The sequence below is a fragment of the Streptomyces sp. NPDC057565 genome, from assembly GCF_042801455.1.
Taxonomy (GTDB): domain Bacteria; phylum Actinomycetota; class Actinomycetes; order Streptomycetales; family Streptomycetaceae; genus Streptomyces; species Streptomyces yanii.
Map to the genome: position 1 here is coordinate 136,840 of NZ_JBHVFU010000010.1, position 12,815 is coordinate 149,654.

Below are 12,815 nucleotides of genomic sequence, written 5' to 3' on the forward strand. Positions count from 1 at the left end.
GGCCTACCGGGCGTTCACGCCCCGATGCGGGCGACCAGCACGCATGCGTCGTCCAGGCGCTCGGTCCCGCCGAACTCCTCGACGACGGTACGTACGCACTCCTGTGCCGTGCGGGCCTCGGCGAAGCGCGGTGCGAGACCGAGCAGTGCCTCCGGGCCCGCACCCCGGTCACTGCGGCGGGTCAGTCCGTCGGTGTGCAGAACCAGCACATCACCAGGCAGCAGGTGCACTTCGTGCTGCTCGTACGCGACCCCGGACGCGGCACCGAGCAGGACCCCGTCCGGCGGGGGCAGCGGGCGTCCCGCTCCGTTGCGGAAGAGCAGTGGCGCGGGATGGCCGGCCTGCGACCAGGCGAGGGTGCCGGTCGCCGGTTCGAAACGGCAGCACACCGCGCTGCCGAGCGCGGGCTGGGCCGACGATTGGAGTAACTGGTTGAGATGGCCCATCAGAGCGCCCGGCTCGATGCCGGCGACGGCCATGCCGCGCAGTGCGCCCAGCAGCATGGCCATGGCTGTGGTGGCGGGGATGCCATGACCGGTCAGATCGCCGACCGTGAGGAGCGTTCTGCCGTCGGGCAGCTCCAGTGCGTCGTACCAGTCGCCGCCGATCAGGGCGCTGGAGTCCGAAGGCAGAAAGTGGGCCGCGACATCCAGTGCGCCGGGTCCCTGTTGCGGCAGGCGCAGCGAGCCGCGCCACGGGGGCAGCACGGTCTCCTGCAGCTCGACCGCCATCCGTCGTTCGGTCTGCGCCATGTGCTGCTGGCGCCGGATCGACTCACGGGTCCGGCCCACCACGCGCTGGCTGCGGCGCAGTTCGCTCACATCGCGCAGAACCGCCCACATGGAGGCGGTGCAGCCGTCCGCGTCGAGGACGGGCTCGCCCATCATGTGCAGGGTGCGCATCCGTCCGTCAGTCCGCAGAATGCGGAACTCGCCGTCTATCGGCTTCCCGTCGACCAGACAGGCCGTCACCAGAGAGGTGAGCAACGACTGATCCTCGGGAAAGAGCACAGACGGAAGCTCGTCCAGCGACAGTGGTCCCGCCTGTGGGGACCGGCCGAAGATCTGGAAGAGCTCCTCCGACCAGCTGACCTCGTCGGTCAGCAGATTCCACTCGACGCTGCCCACACGGCTGAGCAGTGAACCGGGCTGCGGCTCGTCGAACGGCTTCTCCTGGGCGGGCTCCGGCTCCTCGGCGAGCTGCTCCGCATCCCCCGTCGGCATTCCTTCCTTCAGTTGTCCCAGATGCGCGCCGAGATCGTCGAGATGATGGACCGCCAGTTCGCAGAGCGCACGCTGCCAGCGCAGCTGCGGATCGTCCTCGTCGATCAGGACGGCGTCGCGCCGCACCGCGTCCACGTCTCCGCGCAGCCGAAGGGTCCGGTCGATCAGCACATCGACGGCATCGCGTTCGGGCGGCTGCGGGGTGGGGCGGCCCGCGGACAGATGGGGCGGCATCTCGTACTCCGATACAGGCACGGCACGACCAGGTCTGAAAGGTGACCGATGACGACTGTGGCACAGGCCGAGGATGCCCGTAAGCGATTTGGCCACACTCGATACGTAGTTGCATCTGACATATGCCATAGGCTGCCTGGGTGGCGGATTTTCCGAACAGCCTTGCTGTAGAGGAGTGTTGATGCAAGTCATCCGGCGTGTGCGGCGCCGCGCGCGCCGGAGTGCGCCGGGTCCCGCGGGTCGCGCGGCACCCGGTCCGGGCATATGCGAGGAGCCCCTGTGGATGTGCAGGGGCCCCGGGGGCCGATGGTGGCCTCGGCTAACAGACGGCGATGCGCCCGTACGAGCCGACCTTCTACTTCCATTCCAGGGTCTCGCCCGGGAACGTGGTCCAGCACTGCTTGTCCGGACCGTTCTTGATGACCAGCTGGATGTGCATGTTCTTTCCGCAGTTGTTGGTCGTCCAGGCCGTCTTGTTCTGCTTGACGACCTCACGCGCGATACAGGCGGGCGCGGTGTCACCCGCGGCGGCCACCGGGCCCGCCGCGGTCAGCGTGGCCGCAGCGATCAACGAGCGTCGTCGCTCTTCGTGGCGCCGTCCGCGAAGGGCGACGGATGGGCGCCCGCCACCTCCTGCAACACCTGACCGTTCCTATCCAGTGTGCGTGAGTGAGTCCTGGACCCACTGTTGCGTACTGGGCGCATCCCGAGCGGTGTGGGATGCGCTGGGTTCCCGCGTTCGCGTCCCGTTCGGTGACGGCCCTCCGGGGGGCCGGTCCGTTGCGGGTGGGCGGGTTCCCTCACGTCCTCGGGCGCCTGGTCCGGCCTGGGCGGTCCGATGCCCCGCACGATCGCTCCGGTCGTGCGGGGGCGGTGCCGTCCTTCCCCAAGCTCTCAACTCCGTTCGAGCAGGGGATACCCCATCCCGGACCGGGTGCCCGAGGGCGCGTCGTCCGATCGCGATGCCCGCGGCATCGTGACGGGACATGGTGCGGCGGGGGGTGACCAGTGGTTTCTGCCAGTGCTGGGCACCCCACAAAGTGGTGTAGGCGGGGTCGACCGCGACAATGCTCAGGCCGTGTTCGGCGGCCATGGAGACGAGCCGGGCCTTGAGTTTCCCGGTCGGGATGCCGGAGATGAGCTGCCGGAACCGTTTCCTGCGGCCGTGTTTCTCCCGGGTCTTCTCGGTGGTGAAGTCGAGGTCTTCGATGCCGATCGCCGCGACACCGACACGCCTCGCCCAGTGGATCAGCCGGGTCAGCGCGTGGCGGATCTGCGCGTCGCGGTGACCGGCGGTGCCGGACAGGTCGAAGCCGAAGCGGCGTGGGTCTCCGAGGGGGTTGCCGTGCCGGTCCAGGTGGTAGGCGGCGAAGTGGTCGGCGTTGGTGTCGACGCCGATCATGCCCCGGGCGCGGGCGGCCTCCAGCGGGATGGTCTGCACGACGGGGCGCTGCCAGGACGCGGTGAGGTACCAGCGGCCGCGCCGGGTGTCGAGGTGGATGCGGTAGGCCACAGCGCGGTTGGCGGTGATGCGGTCGGCCCACTCCGCACCCCGGTGCGCGAACGCGATCCGGGTGGTGAGGACGTACCGGCCGTGCTGGGCGTTGGCCAGGTGCGCGAGCGGGGCAGGCAGTCTGATGGACACTTCGCCGTCCGGGGTGACGCGGATCGTCTCGTTCCCGAACCGCTTCCCCGACTCACCATCGGCCCCAATGAACCAGCGCCCCGCCTCCCACCGTTGCCGCCACTGCTCCTCGGTGAGCCGGGCCTGGGCGAGGTGGTGGCGGGTGTTGAGCAGACGTCTGCCGCCCCGCACCACGCGCACCCGTCCGGCCTGCCACTCGGCGACAACGGCCGCATGCCGCGCCTCCAGCATCGCGAGGCGGCGGGACTTGCGGAACCACTCGCTCTTCGACCGGTAGCCACCCGCCGCCCGCTTGGTGCCCTTCTCCCCGATCGGGAGGGACAGGCGGTGCCGCAGCGTGCTGATCCCGGCTGCCAGCGTTTGGATGTGCGCGGCCTGGCAACGGCGCGCCAGCGCCCACTGGTCGTGCGTGGCCTTGGTGATCGCCCCCGCGATCCGCGACGACGACAGCGGCGTCAGGTCCCGCTTACGCGACGCCCACGTCTGAGCGCTGTGCTCCAGACCGTCCGCACAGCGGGCCCTGAGATCACGGGAAGCGAGCGCACCCTGATGCTCACCGACCGCACGCAGCACCATCTCGTCCCGGGAGGTGAGGTGCTTGAAACGGTCCCGAACCGCCACCCCGCAAGGCCCCGGCACCACGAAGGGCACGGCCAACTCCCGCACACCACCCACCACATCACCCCCGCCCTCAAAGGCCAGCCACCCGCTGTCCAGCCCAACGAGCAGCAGCCGCCAAGGTCACCCATTCGACCCCAGAACCCCCGTTCCCACCCCCACAAACCCGCTGACGGGACTCACTCCCGCACACCACCACTCACTTCAGCTCAGCAAACCGACAGCAGCTCACAACCCTGCGCCTCCGGTGCGAGGTTCGCAGCCACCCCTGGCCGAGGCCGACATCGAGTCTGCCGTGCGCATATCCGATCGGCGACGGACACGCTGCGGAAGCCGAGTCCTCGGCGGCGCTCGCGGCGGTGGCCACGGCTTCCGGCCCCGCCTGCGGGCCGAAGGCGGGGAGGTCGATGCCTGGGCGAGGGGTGCGCACGGGGGGTCTCCTCGGGTTCGGCGGGGGGCGTCTGCGGGATTGCGATACCCGACATTCAAGACCGGCGACGCGCCTCACCCTGATCGCTGCGCGCCGATGTCCGGGGCGGGAATGTCACCGGACCCACCCGCGTTACAGCAGCAGAACGAAAACGACACCCATTCCCACAAGCTTGGAATCGGGGTCGGTGGAAACGACCGGAGGTGCCCATGGCACGCAGTGAAACCCGCCCCGTCGTCACTTTGAGGTCGACGGCCGGTACCGGACAGACCTATGTGACCCGCAAGAGCCGCCGCAACAACCCCGACCGGCTGGTGCTGCGCAAGTACGACCCCGCCGCGGGGCAGCACGTCCTCTTCCGCGAGGAACGCTGACCCCTCGAGCCCGACCGGCAGTAGCAGGCCCTCCCCACAGCAGCAGGAAAGGAACGCGCATGAAGCCCCGCATCCACCCCGTCTCCCGTCCGGTCGTCTTCCGCGACCGTGCCGCGGGGGTCGCCTTCCTGACCCGCTCGACCGCCGACTCCGACCGGCGCGTGGAGTGGGAGGACGGCGCCAGCTACCCGGTCATCGACGTGGAGACCTCGTCGGCGAGCCACCCCTTCTACACCGGCACCCATCGCGTGCTGGACACGGCGGGCCGGATCGAGCAGTTCCGGCGGCGCTACGGGACCACGGCGGCCGTCGGGCGCTGAGGCTCGTGGGTCGCGTCACAGTGAGCGGTACGGATTCGAGGGAACGGAATCCAATGGTTTATCGTTCACCTATATGTGGATGACGCGCACAGCGCCCACCCCCAAGCTGCCCCGGCTGGATTCCCCCGATCCGGCCGGGGCCTCTCTCTGCCCGCCCCTCATTGCCGTGATGCGCGCCGTGGCACCACCTCGACCAGCAACGCACCTGCCGCCGGCACCGCCGCGACCACGGCTGCGGTGCCCGGCCAGAGCCGTACCGCCAACGCCGTGACCGCCGCACCCGCCACGACGGCGAGAAGCCGGCCGATCACCCAGCCGTCCCCCTCGCGCAACGCACCCAGCGCCACGCGGCTGACGAGGGATGTCAGCGTGCCGGTGAAGTAATTGGTCGGCGTCGGGCGGATGCGACCCTGGATTCCCATCGCCAGGGCAATGACCGCCAGCAGCCCCAACCGGCCCCAGTCGGACGTGACCGGGTCGAGCCCCCACACCACGGCTCCGGCCGCGAGCAGCGCCACCTCGACCAGCAATATCACCGACAGCCGGTACCGAAGCCGCTCACTCATCCACGCACCGCACGCGACGCCGCAGCCGTACGCGACGAGCGCGGTCACGACACGCAGCGCCACCCCCTCCTCCCCGGCACCGGCGGCGGAAACACCCAGCAGCACCAGATTCCCCGTCATCACCCCGGCGAAGACCTGGCCGACGCAGATGAAGACGAACGCATCCGCCGCGCCGGACGCGGTGGAGAGCAGTATCAGGACCCATTCGCTTCGCGGATCGCGCACGGAACCCGTGCTCGGCCGGCCGGTGGGCACAGTGGGACTGGACACGCCTGACACCCTAGGGTTCGGTGGTGTGAACAGACACATACACATCGCGCGACTCCACAACTCCCGCCACGTCGGCGGATAGCAGGGCGCCGAGGGACACACAGCCCGGTGGGGCCGGCTCTCCTCGAACCGGCAGGGACCCGTCAGCCGACGGCGCGCGGTACGACCGTCGAGAGCACCTGAGTCAGTGCGTGCCAGTCCGCGGTGATGATGCTGGCGCGCCGTCCGGAGAGTTGAGTGACGGGCAGGGGCACGGAAGCCGGCCGTTCGGAGTTCGACAGGGACAGCGGGTCGACAAGCGGGCCTGCCCTGCTCCTTTGGTGGTCCGCCGGGGCATGGAAGGCCGTTCCCCAGGTGTGGCCGTGATCGATGCGGGCATTCGGGTGCCATGACTGCAGAGGCGGACCGTACGGAGAGGCGACGGAGGGTATGGGGCGCCACGCTGCTGCGTACGCTCGTGCTGGTGGCTGCCCTCGTGGCCCTGACCGCCTTCTCCTTCGCTCTGGCGAATGTGACGCTGACCCCGTCATCGGCATCGGAGGACCTCGTCCGGTCCAACCTTCGGCCGGGAAGATCGCTGCGGCAGTACGCCGAGGACTACACCTTCCTCGCGGCCTGCAAGCAGGCCGGTGGAAACCTGCTGCTGGGCGTCCCGTTCGGCATCCTGCTGCCGATTCTCGTGCCGCGCCGGCTCCGGATGCTGCGCATGGTCCTGCTGACGGTGACGGTGATGGTGGTGATCGAACTCGTCCAGGGCGCCCTGGTCACCGGGCGCGCCTTCGACATCGATGACGTGATCCTCAATACGAGCGGTGCGCTGCTCGGATATCTGCTGGTGGGGCGGCGGGTCAGCCATCGCTATCACGTGCTGGCGAACAGAACGACCAGGTCGGAGGCGGCTGCGGAGCCGAAGGCAAAGCCTGGTCCCCAGCCGAGGTCAAAGCGGAAGCCTGCGTCGAGGTCCGAGCCGAAGTCCACGTCCAAGCCGAAGTCCACGTCCAAGCCGACGCCCACATCCAACTCGAAGCTGACCTCCACGTCCAAGCCGAAGCCCAAGCCGAAGCCCAAGCCGAAGTCCAAACCCAAGCCGAAGTCCAAGCCCAAGGCCCGGAGCGGGGCCGCGACCGGCCGAAGCGCGCCCGGGCTGGTTGCCTCCGGACGCTCCCTGTTCGGCCGGCTGCTGAGCCGTGGCCGTTGATCGGTGAGCCGGGTCCGGGCGGGGGAGCGCCCGGACCCGGCCGTCACGGTTTCTGGAGCGCCGGGTAGGCGTTCTTCATGAGCAAGGAAGCCGGCACTGACGCTCGCTCCAGAGCCGAGCGTGCCCTTCCATGACTCGTTCGCCGCCGTGATGGTCCTGTCCGACTGGGACCACCGGGCGTTCCAGCCCTGAGTCACCTTTTCCTGGCCGGGCAGATCGAAGACAAGGCTCCAATTGCTGACCGCGGAGCCGTTGTTGGTCACGATGACGGATCCCTGGAAGCCGCCGTCCCACTGGCTGACGGTGGTGTACTCCACCGTGCAGACCGGGGCGGATCCGGAGGCGGTGACCACATTCGCATGAGCCACTCCGTGCAGTTTGGACATACCGGCTTCGGCACGTCGACTGATGGAATCGCTCCCACTGGTTCAAGGCTCGTGCTCGACCAGGTGCACCCCCCATGTATCCGAGCCCCAAGGAGGGCCCTGCGATGTCACCGGGAAGTGCGCGAAGACCGTGGGCGCCCAGGAGATTCGGCAGAACCGGAATGCGATCAGCCGTACGGATCACTGCCGGGATCCGCCCGGTCCGGCGCGGCCCGTTCGGACACCCGATCGGCCCGTGGCCGATTGCGGGCCCCTACCGGCGGGCCCAGCGTGGGGTGACGTCGTAGGTGCCGATGGCGTACGCATCGTCCGCCGAGGAGGAGCGACATGACTGAAGCCCGATGGACGGGCCCCAGGGGGGCGGACGCGGGGGAGTGGCTCCCTGTGCTCGACATCGTCGAGCCGGCGAGGCAGCGCCGGCTCACGGTGCTGGTGCGGCTGTTCCTGTTGATCCCGCACTTCATCGTGTTGTTCTTCCTCTACATCGCGGCCTTCTTCACCACCATCGCGGGCTGGTTCGCCGCCCTGGTCCTGGGGCGGCTGCCCGAACCGGTCTTCCGCTTTCTCGCCGGATATCTCGGCTACCAGACGCGGGTCGGCGCGAGCGCGATGCTGCTGATCGACCGCTATCCGCCGTTCGCCCTGACGCCGCCGCCGGACTATCCGGTCCAGATCGAGCTGCGGCCGACGGAACTCAACCGGCTGGCCGTCTTCTTCCGCCTGATCCTGATGATTCCGGCAGCGGTGGTGTCGGGACTCGTCACCTCCGGCTGGTGGGCACTGTCCTTCATCTGGTGGCTGATCACACTGATCCTGGGGCGCATGCCCCAGCCCCTCTTCGAGGCCTCGGCCGCGACACGCCGGTACGAATTCCGCTTCGACGCCTACTTCATGATGCTCACCCCGGCCTACCCCAAGGGGTTCTTCGGCGAAGAAGCTCTTTCCGTACCCGAGCAGCAGCCTCGTTCCGCCACCCGGCCGCTGATCATGAGCGGAGCGGGGAAGGCCCTGCTGATCCTCTTCCTGGTGGTGGGCGTGGCCACGAACATCACCACCTCCGCCACGACCGACTGGTCCTCGGACCGTACTGACGGCTGGTGAAAGGCCTGGCAGGATCCGGTGGCCGACGGGCATGATCTGGCGATGACATGGACAGCGCCAGACGCGACGCGCAAGCCCGGATCCCTCGTCGCCGGTGAGCGGGAGATGCTCACGGGATATCTCGCATGGTTCCGCAGCACCCTGCTGCAGAAGTGTGCCGGCCTGACCGGTGAGCAGCTGGCCGAACAGACCGTACCGCCGTCCAACCTCACCCTTCTCGGGCTGCTTCGCCATATGGCGAAGGTCGAACGCACCTGGTTCCGGGAGCGTTTCGCCGGTCAGTCGCTCGACCCGATGTACGACCCCGCCAGGGGCAAGGACGCGGACTTCGAGGACCTGGACCCGGCGTGCGCCGCCGACGACTACGCGCGCCTGGTCGAGGAGTGCCGACTGGCGGACGCCGTCATTGCCGACGCGTCGCTCGACGACACCTTTGTCCACGGCGGCGAGGTCTTCTCGCTGCGCCTCGTGCACGTCCACATGATTGGGGAGTACGCGCGCCACATCGGCCACGCCGATCTGGTGCGGGAGCGGCTGGACGGGGTGACGGGGGCCTGAGGCGGCGCCGAACGACGACTGTCCAGCCGGCTCGGGGCGGTTCGGACCGGCTGGGCGGTCGACTGTCCGGCCTCCCGGGAAGTCACCCGGCCGTTCGCGTGCCCCCTCGGTGACCTGCGGCGCCCAGGTCCTCAGGCGACGCCGCTGATCCCCGTGTCCCGGTGTTCGGTGTGCTGCCGCGCTGTGCACGGCCCGGGAGCCGGATCGAGCAGGGCGATGTCGCCGGCCATGGCGGCGAAGCGGCCCTCGCTGATCCCGGCCGCCGCCACGCGGCGCCGCAGGGCCGCCGCCAGGGCCGTGGAGGCCTGGGCGGCCGCTGTCAGGCCCGCAGGTGTGAGGGCGGCGTATGTCACCCGGCGGTCGGCCCGGGAGGGCCTTCGCTCCACAAGGCCCGCCTCGCTCAGCCGGTCGACCACCTTGGTGGTACCGGCGGTGGAGAACCCCATCAGCTGGGAGAGCTGATTCATCGGCGCGGCATGGTCAGGCACCGTCAGCAGGTACCAGAGCACCTGGACCGACGAGGACGCGGAGTGCGAGGCCCGTTCCACGTCCTCCAGCAGCTGATCGCCCAGCCGTCGCAGCCCGCTGTGCAGGGTGTTCCACTGCAGCAGCAGTGCTGCGTCTTCGGCCCTGGGGCAGCCGTCCGTCTGTTCAGCCGGTGTGGTCTCTGCCATGGGTCCGGTCCCCCACCCTTCCGACGTGCAGTGATCTCTGCAAGGGTACGTCAGCGCGCTAATATCTCGCTGGCTACCTAATTGCCAGCGTTACGTTTACTCTTAAATCAAGCGCTGAACGCCACCGTCTATCTGGAGAGCTCCGATCTCATGACCAATCCCGCCGAGACCACCCGCTCGACCGAATCGGCCGCCACCGGCAGCTGGACCCTGGACCAGGACGCGACCACCGTCGCGCTGCGACACAAGACGATGTGGGGTCTCGTCAACGTCAAGGGCGCCTTCACCGACGTGACCGGCGAGGGAGAGGTCGACGCCGACGGTTCCGCGCGTGGCTCCGTCACCCTCGACGCGACCTCCCTCGACACCGGCCACGCGAAGCGTGATGCGCATCTGCGCTCGGCCGACTTCTTCGACACGGACCGCTACCCGACGCTCGTCTTCACCGTCGACCGTGCCACCCCCGATGCCCGCGGCAACGTGGAGGTGGCCGGCCGGCTCACCGTCCACGGCACGACCCGGCCGCTCACCTTCTCGGCCCGTACCACCGAGTCCACCGCGACGGCGGTCACCCTGACTGCCGAGATCGACGTCGATCGTGCCGATTTCGGGCTCACCTGGAACAAGGGCGGAATGATCAAGGGACCGGCGACCCTCTCACTGACCGTCCGATTCGTGCACCTTCCGGCCTGAGCAGATGCGTCTCGTCAGTGCTCCCGCTCGCCGCACACGGCGGGAAACACCACCGCGCCCGCCGGTAGCGCCCCGGGCGGGACACCGACGACACGCAGACACGCCTCGAAGCTCGCGTCCACGGGCGGATATTCGACCCGGACCGCATCGAGACCGGTGACACCGTCGGCGGTGTGCAGTTCGGCGGGGTGGGAGCCGTCCGGAACGGTGCCCGCCAACACTCCGAAGGCCGACGTGTCGCTGCCCGTCCCGACACAGTCGTCGATGACGAAGCGCCAGTGCCCGGCCGCTTCGGCGAGCAACGAGGTGCCGGCCCTGCCGTGACCGGCGAGCAGCTCGCGGCGCGCACGGATGTGGTCGGCGAGTGCACAGCAGAGCGGGACCGCCGCGCCGTACGGCGTGCCGACCCGGGTGTCCCCGGCGAACGGGTACGACGACAGGGCCTCGTCGAGCAGACCCAGCGCCGCCCGTCCGGCCGAGGGGGGCCCGCCCTCCACGATGTCCAGGAGGATCGGCGCCGCGATCACGGCCGCAGGGAACACGGCCCCGCTGTGGCCGTGCACCAGGCCGCCGCCCGCGAGCCGCGATGCCGCTTCCGCCACGGCCACCAGCCCTGCGGCGGACGCGAGATCGCGCAGCCCGGACGCGGCGTCGCCCGGCCGGTACCACCCCGCGCGGCCCGGCACGGCAGCCCAGTCCACGGCGTCGATCGCGTCCAGTACCCCCGTCAACACCACACCGGCATCGTCCCACGGTTCACGGCGCGGTGGCTTTCCGACCGGCCGGTGGGGACCGGCGCCGGTCTGCTGTTGACCGCCGGCGGTCTGTCCCTGTCCCCCGTGCTGATGGCTCTGTCCACCAGACTTCGCTCGGCCCGTCCGGTCCGTCAGTCCCGGGAGACGAACCGGGCGACGCCGTCCCCGGCAGCGATGTGCAGGTGCAGGTGCCGGTTGTGCTGCTCATTGCCGAGCGTGGTCAGCACCTGGCAACCCCCGTGCCGGGCGACGACGTCGCGGGCGGCAGTCCGGACGACTTCCAACAGGTGGGCGGCCAGGGCAGCATCGAGTTCGAGAAGCGAGCGCACATGGTGCTTCGGCACCACGATGACGTGGTCCTTGCCGAATCCGGGGACAGGGGGCCGGAACGCCGGCGGTCTCCACGACCACGTCGATGTCAATTCTCCGGGGGATGACTTCGGCGCAGTGACCAGTCGGGTTCATCCCTGTAAGGGCTCTTGGGGCAGGTGCGGCATGCGGGTTGTGGGCGTTGGCAGTATCCGCAAGGGACCGGACCACCGCTCCGCGCCTGCGTCCCGCTTCGAGCGTCTCAACGGCCGGTCGTGCGGCGCCGCCCGGCGTAATGGACGACGCCCTCAGCTGCCGCCAGTAGGGCCGCAGTTGTCGCGCGTGAGGAGAGCCTGGTGTTGCTCGCCCCGGTGTCGGGCCACGGCCGACACCCGCACACTCCGCCGGTCCGTCGTGCGCAGCCCGTGCGCGGGCGGCCCCCATGTGGACCGAACCGGAGCGGCTTCACGCCGGCGCTCCCGCTTCCAAGGCGTCACCGCACGGTCGTACCGTCCGCGGTCCGCGTCGCGTCATGGCGCATCCGGCCGTGCCAGCACCATGCCCGAAACTACGCCTGATGCGGCACGGTTTTGGTGGCAGGGCGGCGCTGAGGTACGACTTGCTACGTCGTCACCACCGCATGAGAAGTCACGGGAGGCAGTGCATGTCACGTCCGGTCACCATTGTCACGGGGGGAAGCCGGGGTATCGGCGCCGCTACGTGCCTCCGCTTGGCAGCTGACGGGCACGATCTGGTATTGGGATACGTCAAGAACGCGACGGCCGCCAAGGAGACCGCGGACGCGGTGCGCGCGGCGGGAGGACGCTGTGTGACCGTTCAGGTCGACACGTCCGAAGAGTCCGGCGTCGAGCGGTTGTTCGACACCGCGACGGCCGAACTCGGCGCGGTGACCGGGCTGGTCAACAACGCCGGTGTGACGGGTCCGCTGGGACGGCTCTCGGACGCCCGCACCGCAGATCTGCGACGCGTGGTCGAGGTCAACCTCCTCGGCTACTTGCTCTGTTGCCGCAGGGCTGCACGCGACATGGCGGCGCTGGGCTCCGGCGCCATCGTGAACGTCTCCTCCGCGGCCGCGACCCTCGGCAGCCCCGGCGACTATGTGCACTATGCGGCAACAAAGGCGGCCACCGACGCCCTGACCATCGGCCTGTCCAAGGAACTCGGCCCGATGGGTGTCAGGGTGAACGCCGTCGCCCCCGGCATCACGAACACCGAGATGCATGCCGAGATGGGGGACCCCGACCGGCCCGCGAAGTCCGCCGCGCAGATCCCGCTCGGCAGGCCCGGCGAACCGGACGAGATCGCCGCCGCCATCGCGTGGCTGTTGTCGGCCGATGCCTCCTACACCACCGGTACGGTGCTGAGGGTCTCCGGCGGCCGCTGAACCGATGCGGTGCCTGCGCACGGGGCGTGACCGGCGGCGTCCAGGATCCGCCGCGG

The 12,815-nt window shown here is 69.6% G+C and carries 14 protein-coding genes and 1 pseudogene; 7 read left to right on the forward strand and 8 right to left on the reverse strand.

What is annotated here, in order from left to right; translation table 11 throughout:
- Positions 1–14 precede the first annotated feature (14 nt).
- From ACFU8W_RS20940 to ACFU8W_RS20950, 3 genes are all read right to left on the reverse strand, one after another.
- Positions 15–1,457, reverse strand: coding sequence for a PP2C family protein-serine/threonine phosphatase (locus ACFU8W_RS20940; protein ID WP_384039407.1), 1,443 nt, complete (start codon positions 1,455–1,457; stop codon positions 15–17).
- Positions 1,458–1,812: 355 nt separating this feature from the next.
- The gene (locus ACFU8W_RS20945; RefSeq protein ID WP_384039214.1) at positions 1,813–2,028 is read right to left on the reverse strand and encodes a hypothetical protein; all 216 of its coding nucleotides are present in this window, start codon (positions 2,026–2,028) and stop codon (positions 1,813–1,815) included.
- An 81-nt stretch (positions 2,029–2,109) separates the two neighbouring features.
- Positions 2,110–3,777 (reverse strand): IS200/IS605 family accessory protein TnpB-related protein, encoded by a 1,668-nt coding sequence (locus ACFU8W_RS20950; protein ID WP_384039216.1) that lies wholly within the window; start codon positions 3,775–3,777, stop codon positions 2,110–2,112.
- Positions 3,778–4,359: 582 nt separating this feature from the next.
- Between ACFU8W_RS20950 and rpmG the strand changes: the two genes are divergently transcribed.
- Together rpmG and ACFU8W_RS20960 are read left to right on the forward strand one after the other, a co-directional pair.
- Positions 4,360–4,524, forward strand: coding sequence for a 50S ribosomal protein L33 (gene rpmG, locus ACFU8W_RS20955; RefSeq protein WP_266989628.1), 165 nt, complete (start codon positions 4,360–4,362; stop codon positions 4,522–4,524).
- Positions 4,525–4,583: 59 nt separating this feature from the next.
- Positions 4,584–4,844, forward strand: coding sequence for a type B 50S ribosomal protein L31 (locus ACFU8W_RS20960; protein ID WP_384039219.1), 261 nt, complete (start codon positions 4,584–4,586; stop codon positions 4,842–4,844).
- A 158-nt stretch (positions 4,845–5,002) separates the two neighbouring features.
- On the opposite strand, the gene ACFU8W_RS20965 is transcribed toward ACFU8W_RS20960, so the two are convergent.
- A complete protein-coding gene (locus ACFU8W_RS20965; RefSeq protein ID WP_384039409.1) occupies positions 5,003–5,605 on the reverse strand; it encodes a YoaK family protein in 603 nt (200 codons plus the stop codon).
- Positions 5,606–6,068: 463 nt separating this feature from the next.
- Between ACFU8W_RS20965 and ACFU8W_RS20970 the strand changes: the two genes are divergently transcribed.
- Positions 6,069–6,878, forward strand: coding sequence for a VanZ family protein (locus tag ACFU8W_RS20970; protein WP_384039222.1), 810 nt, complete (start codon positions 6,069–6,071; stop codon positions 6,876–6,878).
- A 110-nt stretch (positions 6,879–6,988) separates the two neighbouring features.
- Here the strand turns inward: ACFU8W_RS20970 and ACFU8W_RS20975 are convergent.
- Positions 6,989–7,141: pseudogene (locus ACFU8W_RS20975) on the reverse strand (cellulose binding domain-containing protein); the annotation flags it as partial.
- Positions 7,142–7,591: 450 nt separating this feature from the next.
- Here ACFU8W_RS20975 and ACFU8W_RS20980 point away from each other — a divergent pair.
- Together ACFU8W_RS20980 and ACFU8W_RS20985 are read left to right on the forward strand one after the other, a co-directional pair.
- A complete protein-coding gene (locus ACFU8W_RS20980) occupies positions 7,592–8,365 on the forward strand; it encodes a DUF4389 domain-containing protein (protein ID WP_384039225.1) in 774 nt (257 codons plus the stop codon).
- A 42-nt stretch (positions 8,366–8,407) separates the two neighbouring features.
- Positions 8,408–8,923 (forward strand): DinB family protein, encoded by a 516-nt coding sequence (locus ACFU8W_RS20985; RefSeq protein WP_345517137.1) that lies wholly within the window; start codon positions 8,408–8,410, stop codon positions 8,921–8,923.
- Positions 8,924–9,054: 131 nt separating this feature from the next.
- Here the strand turns inward: ACFU8W_RS20985 and ACFU8W_RS20990 are convergent, their stop codons facing one another.
- Complete coding sequence (locus tag ACFU8W_RS20990) at positions 9,055–9,597, reverse strand: MarR family winged helix-turn-helix transcriptional regulator (protein WP_384039228.1); 543 nt, start codon at positions 9,595–9,597, stop codon at positions 9,055–9,057.
- A 150-nt stretch (positions 9,598–9,747) separates the two neighbouring features.
- On the opposite strand from ACFU8W_RS20990, the gene ACFU8W_RS20995 reads away from it, so the two are divergent.
- Positions 9,748–10,290: a YceI family protein gene (locus ACFU8W_RS20995; protein WP_384039231.1), complete on the forward strand. Its 543-nt coding sequence runs from the start codon at positions 9,748–9,750 to the stop codon at positions 10,288–10,290.
- Between the two features lie 14 nt (positions 10,291–10,304).
- Here the strand turns inward: ACFU8W_RS20995 and ACFU8W_RS21000 are convergent, their stop codons facing one another.
- A complete protein-coding gene (locus ACFU8W_RS21000) occupies positions 10,305–11,027 on the reverse strand; it encodes a hypothetical protein (protein ID WP_384039234.1) in 723 nt (240 codons plus the stop codon).
- Between the two features lie 149 nt (positions 11,028–11,176).
- Positions 11,177–11,392 (reverse strand): hypothetical protein, encoded by a 216-nt coding sequence (locus tag ACFU8W_RS21005; RefSeq protein WP_384039238.1) that lies wholly within the window; start codon positions 11,390–11,392, stop codon positions 11,177–11,179.
- 626 nt (positions 11,393–12,018) lie between these two features.
- Between ACFU8W_RS21005 and ACFU8W_RS21010 the strand changes: the two genes are divergently transcribed.
- A complete protein-coding gene (locus ACFU8W_RS21010; RefSeq protein WP_384039241.1) occupies positions 12,019–12,759 on the forward strand; it encodes an SDR family oxidoreductase in 741 nt (246 codons plus the stop codon).
- The last annotated feature ends 56 nt before the right edge of the window (positions 12,760–12,815 follow it).

Bases quoted from the DNA above. Each gene is read 5' to 3' on its own strand.
- ACFU8W_RS20940 (WP_384039407.1), bottom strand. From the start codon at position 1,457: ATGCCGCCCCATCTGTCCGCGGGCCGCCCCACCCCGCAGCCGCCCGAA.
- rpmG (WP_266989628.1), top strand. From the start codon at position 4,360: ATGGCACGCAGTGAAACCCGCCCCGTCGTCACTTTGAGGTCGACGGCC.
- ACFU8W_RS20960 (WP_384039219.1), top strand. From the start codon at position 4,584: ATGAAGCCCCGCATCCACCCCGTCTCCCGTCCGGTCGTCTTCCGCGAC.
- ACFU8W_RS20970 (WP_384039222.1), top strand. From the start codon at position 6,069: ATGACTGCAGAGGCGGACCGTACGGAGAGGCGACGGAGGGTATGGGGC.
- ACFU8W_RS20980 (WP_384039225.1), top strand. From the start codon at position 7,592: ATGACTGAAGCCCGATGGACGGGCCCCAGGGGGGCGGACGCGGGGGAG.
- ACFU8W_RS20985 (WP_345517137.1), top strand. From the start codon at position 8,408: ATGACATGGACAGCGCCAGACGCGACGCGCAAGCCCGGATCCCTCGTC.
- ACFU8W_RS20990 (WP_384039228.1), bottom strand. From the start codon at position 9,597: ATGGCAGAGACCACACCGGCTGAACAGACGGACGGCTGCCCCAGGGCC.
- ACFU8W_RS20995 (WP_384039231.1), top strand. From the start codon at position 9,748: ATGACCAATCCCGCCGAGACCACCCGCTCGACCGAATCGGCCGCCACC.
- ACFU8W_RS21010 (WP_384039241.1), top strand. From the start codon at position 12,019: ATGTCACGTCCGGTCACCATTGTCACGGGGGGAAGCCGGGGTATCGGC.